The organism is Microseira wollei NIES-4236 (assembly GCF_020521235.1).
Classification (GTDB): Bacteria; Cyanobacteriota; Cyanobacteriia; order Cyanobacteriales; family Aerosakkonemataceae; genus Microseira; species Microseira wollei.
The window spans coordinates 1-5,518 of the sequence record NZ_BLAY01000329.1; the positions used below are offsets into that span (position 1 = coordinate 1).

Annotated in this window: 4 protein-coding genes; all 4 read right to left on the reverse strand. The window is 43.1% G+C overall.

The genetic code is table 11. The features are described 5' to 3' along the window. Window positions 1-265: 265 nt before the first annotated feature. The gene (locus MiSe_RS47410; RefSeq protein WP_226594110.1) at window positions 266-1,087 is read right to left on the reverse strand and encodes a DUF928 domain-containing protein; all 822 of its coding nucleotides are present in this window, start codon (window positions 1,085-1,087) and stop codon (window positions 266-268) included. A 28-nt stretch (window positions 1,088-1,115) separates the two neighbouring features. Further along, on the reverse strand, window positions 1,116-3,425 hold the full coding sequence (locus tag MiSe_RS47415) for a CHASE2 domain-containing protein (protein ID WP_226594112.1): 2,310 nt from the start codon (window positions 3,423-3,425) through the stop codon (window positions 1,116-1,118). An 82-nt stretch (window positions 3,426-3,507) separates the two neighbouring features. Next, complete coding sequence (locus tag MiSe_RS47420; protein WP_226594115.1) at window positions 3,508-4,608, reverse strand: DUF1822 family protein; 1,101 nt, start codon at window positions 4,606-4,608, stop codon at window positions 3,508-3,510. A 19-nt stretch (window positions 4,609-4,627) separates the two neighbouring features. After that, a complete protein-coding gene (locus tag MiSe_RS47425) occupies window positions 4,628-5,254 on the reverse strand; it encodes a sigma-70 RNA polymerase sigma factor region 4 domain-containing protein (protein WP_226594118.1) in 627 nt (208 codons plus the stop codon). Window positions 5,255-5,518: the final 264 nt, after the last annotated feature.

Genomic DNA, 5,518 nt, shown 5'->3' on the forward strand with positions numbered 1-5,518 from the left:
AATAAAATCAGGACTTACGCACAACTAGGTCATCACCAAAGTTGTGACCTAGATCTCTAGTAAATGTAGGGTGCGTTAGTGTTAACGTAACGCACCAACAAGGGGAGTTAATAAAATCAGGACTTACCCAGGACGAGGTGATCGCCAAAGTTTCTATGAAAACTCGTCGCTGGGAAACTAAAGATATGCCTCCCTTCCGCTACGCGAACGTAGCAAGAAACAAAGGTGATAGGATCGATAGTATCGTCGTGCGTAAGTCCTGTTATTAAGATGATTGTACTACAACACTCCCAAGGATAGGTTGTTTAAGTTTTTGCGGGTCTAAGTCAGAACCTTCAATACCTTTCAATTTGAACAGGTTAATCCACTCATCAGTGAGTTTAGTATTCGTAGGCTGGGTGATGCGAAGCTTGGTTAGACTGTCTAGAGCATCGTACCAAATGAGATGGTTGGTATAGATGGTGTACTCCGGTTCTGTTTTTGCCTTCAACTCGCTCTCAAGTTCGGGAGTTGGCCTAACTCTTTGCACCCATCCTTGAACTAATATTCCTGGTTCTAAGCTAGGCTCAGAAACAGATGCTTCTTGCGGCTGACAAATAACTTTGAAAAACCAAACATATTCTTTGTCAATCTCTAAAGGTGCTTTCGTAGAGGGAATGCTGAAGCTAACCAACCCTGGCGTTCTAGGCAAGGTGAAAGGAATGCGAAATATCTCTTTATCTCCTTTTTCTTTCAAGACAAATTCTCCAGCGCTCGCTTGTTGGGAAGAATAAGGAACGTAAAACCACAAAGTAGGACGCTCGGCAACTGTTTTTCCCCGGAGAATATTAGGTATCAAGGCTGTGAGCGGTGGATTTGTATATGGGCAGGGGCTACGGCTTGCACCTCCGGTTCGATTACCCGAACTTGGCCTACCGTCTCCTGAATAATCGGGTGAATTCCGTTTTTCCAGCTTTGATTGTTGCCTGAAAAAGTTGTTAATTGGTTGGTGAAATTGCGCCCAACCTCGTGACTGATAGCCGCTAAAACTAACAAATGCCCAGGTGATTGTAAAAAGAGATGTTATTGGCGATAGCCATAATTTCATAACTCAAATCTCCTAAATTTGTAGATGCTTATAACCCAGGTTTTTCTGCTTTCATGTAAGCCATTACTGCCAGACCAATGACTAAAACAAACACCGATGGAACCAATGGCATCCAACCCCCGTTTAGCAACATAACAAAACAGATTCCGCCTAAGATAATTATTGTTGCACTGCCAGCCAATACTAAACGTAATGATGACCGAATGTATCGAGTTAATATTCCCACTAAAGACCAACTCCAAACCCAAATAATTTCGCCCCAAGCTGGCAACCACCACAACAATGGACGCCGGTCTAAAACGGCACTGAGGATTTGACTAACCATATGTGCTTGAATAATTACCCCTGGCATTTCTTCAGATGCTCTAATTGTCGTGTAAGGTGTGGGAAAATAATCTTTAAAACTGGGGGCAGTTGTGCCAATTAAAATAATGCGATTTTTGACCAGATTGGGGAGTTGGGTCGAGATGCGATCGCTCAAAATTTCACTCAGCGTAACTTGCTGGGCAACGACTTGGGAAGCACGATAATTCAGCATAATTTGATAACCCCGCCCATCTATTTGTTGATAGCCACCCGCATCTGTTTCTAATTTCTTAAAAACGACGCTGCCTATCTGCAAATCTTCATCCGGTTTTCGCTGAGATTGAATTCCCTTTGCAGCTAGATAAGCTTCTGCGACTCGCAAGCTAAAGGAAGTATCTGTGGCACAAAAAGATTTAGGGTCAACAGTCATCCCCAATAATTGGCGACGGATCGTTTGATCGGGGTCAACTGGAATGTCACTAAAACTTAAGCGAGATTTTGGCATTCCAGGCGGTGGTCTAGTACCGGAGTGGTCTTTATTTCCACCCACTTCGCATACAGCAATAAAGCGCCGATTTTGCTTCATATAATTGGTTAATTTTGCATATTTCGGCTCTACAGGAAAATCGCGATAAATATCCAATCCAATCGCTTGCGGTTGATGCTGTTGTAGTTTTTCTAGCAGTTTCGCCAGGGAACGATCTGATATTGACGCACCTCTTCTTTCCTGGGGATTCTGATTTTGTACGTCTTTTTCTGTGACGGTTACTATCAAAATGCGCGGTTCTGGTTCTTCTTTGGGTCGCCATGTCATCAGACGATCAAAAGCTGACAATTCTAATGGTTGTAAAACTCCCAACTGTCGCACTCCGATAACGGATGCAGTTACTAATATACTTGCTAGCAGTACCGTTTTAATTTGTGTAGAGATGGGTAAGCTGTTTTCCCATCCCCGCAATGTTTGCCAACTAATCGGTTCTGTAGCGGGATTCTGACAAATAACGGGTAGCCAAGTCGCGCAAGGATATTGAGTTTCTAGTCTTTGCAGTCTTTCTCTAGCTTCTCGCACCGACGCATATAAAGATTGTTCTTCTAAAAAGAATGCGACCAGAAAATACTTTAAAAAAACATGAGCGATCGCATCCGGTACGGGTTCTCGCATTGCAATGACTTGCGGAATATGCAACTCTTCTAAAGACTTGACTAAACCCAACCCATCGCAAGAGTTAAAAATCGCCAGTTGCAAACCACGACCGATTGCTCTTTTAAGCGCGTGTCTTAATTTATCGAGGGTCAAACTATCAGTTTTATTAAGCCGAAGTAGACCTTGTTCTTGGCTGGAACTATGACCGGCAAAAAACAGGATATCCCAATCTTGCCGCAGTCGGTCATCTAAATTTTCTGGTTGCGGTTCGACTAAAAATTCTGTTTCTACTCGATGGGATAATTGCGACAGAAACATCCGGTCTTGTTCCAGGTCAATTCCTGTGCGATCGCCAAACACAGCTAAAACTCTAACTTTATTTCCATATCTTTTTGTCAGCAAGCGGTGCGGTTGTCTATATTCTGGCGCACTCAAGGCTATTTCTGCTTTAGGATAGTCCTCAAAAAATTTCCACAAATGCCAGGGAAGTCGCCGCAATAAGTTATCGTTGGTTTCAATAATAAATCTAATTTCTTCATCCGGGTCTAATTGCGTTCGCAATCGCTGATCGATATTGCGAAACGATTCGGAATTAAGCCAAATATTGATTTTATTGGACAACTGCTGGCATAAATCTCTGAACTCGATTTGAGAAACATTGGTAACATCTGTCACCTCAATTTCAATCCGGGGACACAAACGGCAACACAGTGCTTCGTAAAGCAACTGCCAAGATCTGTAGAGTTTAGAAATTTCTGGTGCTGCGGGTAAGCACCCCGTACACCTCATCGGCAAGCGAGCGCCATAATTCCAAACCTGAGCGCTAACGGCAGGAAAGCCGTTGTACAAGTCACCATTTGCCAAGTTTAGGACGACTAATCTACTCATGCGATGGACAAATTTGAGCCTTCATCATCTGTCAACCGTTAACAAGATATTATACAGTAATAATCTCCCAAAATCAAGACATTTATATGACAAAATCCTCCGTTACACTCACCTCGCCAAAGGTTAATTGAATCGCAAAACTTTCTCCGGGTAAACCCCGAAATCTTTTCATTTGGATGTAATTATCCACACTTCGAGATTCAACTTCTTGGAGAATTTCTCCCGATTCTGAAAGCATACTGAGTTTTAGGTTAGGCGGCAGATAAGTTTCTCCTTCCATTGGATGAAGCTGCACTAAAATGCCCACTTTTTGTTCGGTTTCTGGTGTAATTGCTACCAACAGTGCTAGAGAGCGATTTCCCAGTTGCAATCCTAAGTCAATCAGCTTCGCTCGCTTAATACTAGAATTGAGCGAGTGAGAATTGCTTCTGAGACTAAAGGCTAAATTCTGTTGTTCTGCTCCTAAAATTGTTTCAATCGATTGCCAACCTATCTCAAAGATATTTTCTAACCATTGACTCAATTGGATTTTTGGCTCGTTCCCAGGCTCCTGCCTTGGCTCGTTCCCAGGCTCCTGTGGCTCGTTCCCAGGCTCCTGTGGCTCGTTCCCAGGCTCCTGTGGCTCGTTCCCAGGCTCCTGTGGCTCGTTCCCAGGCTCCTGTGGCTCGTTCCCAGGCTCCTGCCTGGGAATGCAGATTGTAGATTGGGATGTTTTTGCTGTTAGATGTGCTAGTAAGTCTTCGAGGGATTGCAACTGTTCCACCGCTAATTCACCCGTCCCCGCAGTTTCGCTAAATCCTAGCAATGTCGCCATTCGTAGCGATTCGTCAAGCTGTACGGCAACATAACCAATCCGATCTGACCAAGCTTCTGGCGGGATGTCAATCGCCTGCATTTTTGGTAACACAGGACGACATTCTAACAACCCTACATGAGGAATTTCCAAATCAGCAACATCAGCAAGTATTTGCCTAATTGAATTACAACTATAACTCGCTGACCAATTGGTTTTAATTCCCATGCAGTTCAGGTAAAAATTTACTGCATACACCGCTAAAGTATTCAAATAAACCTGTTTGGCTTTCTGAGAATCGCTTTGCTGCCTCCAAAACTGTTTGGCTAGAGCGTGGGCATTGGAGCCAAGGGGAAGAGTAAACGTTAAAGTTTCTGACAAGTTTTTCATCGTGATTTGGCTCTGGCGATTACATATCTGTACAATATTCTTTTATTTTTGCAGAAAATTTTGTTAAACAGCGGTCATAAAATCTACTTACAGTTGAAATTTTCAGCTCGAATTCTGCTGCAATTTCTTTCCAAGATTTCCCTAAAAGCCTTCTCCTTGCTAATGCTTGAAAATTCGCTCTAGGATGATTTTCTATATGTTCCTTTTTGAAAAGATTCTCCGGGTCTAACTCAATACACTGTTTAATTATTTCCGTCAAGCATGGATTAGATTCAGGTGGAGCAATTTCATCTAAATCAGAAAGGCTCATTCTTTGAATGTCTTGTTTGTCCATAATTTTGGGAATAGCTTCTTTAAAAAACCGCCGCTCTAGCAGAACATTTACCCATGCCATTACCTCACCTCGCTCCGGGTTATACTTGTCAATATTTTGGCAAATATAAAGCAATAATTCTTGAACTGCTTCATCGTAAATATCCTCATAAACACCTGAAAATTGACCAGGCTGTGGGCGACAAAGCCTGCCAGAAGTTAAAATTCCATTCACCAATTTCCGCAAAGCTAGCTGCCTTAAGAGCGTCAGCGGTGGCTGTTGTTGAGCTGCTCGCGCTAGTTGTTTAAGCTGCTCATTTAGTTGAACATCCATTTACAACCCTGAATTTATGAGCTTCTATCTCTATCTCAAACTTTATTAGCCATTTTTCTGCCAAACCCTATCTTTCCTTACAAAACTTTGCAAAAAGCGCTCGCAGCAGATTGCCAGTGAGTGAAGCAAAGCCTTATGGCAAGGACAGCGGTGTGCGGGCAGCATTACAGCAGATTGCCAGTGAGTGAAGCAAAGCCTTATGGCAAGGACAGCGGTGTGCGGGCAGCATTACAGCAGATTGCCAGTGAGTGAAGCAAAGCCTTA

Bases quoted from the DNA above. Each gene is read 5' to 3' on its own strand.
- MiSe_RS47425 (WP_226594118.1), bottom strand. From the start codon at position 5,254: ATGGATGTTCAACTAAATGAGCAGCTTAAACAACTAGCGCGAGCAGCT.
- MiSe_RS47415 (WP_226594112.1), bottom strand. From the start codon at position 3,425: ATGAGTAGATTAGTCGTCCTAAACTTGGCAAATGGTGACTTGTACAAC.
- MiSe_RS47420 (WP_226594115.1), bottom strand. From the start codon at position 4,608: ATGAAAAACTTGTCAGAAACTTTAACGTTTACTCTTCCCCTTGGCTCC.
- MiSe_RS47410 (WP_226594110.1), bottom strand. From the start codon at position 1,087: ATGAAATTATGGCTATCGCCAATAACATCTCTTTTTACAATCACCTGG.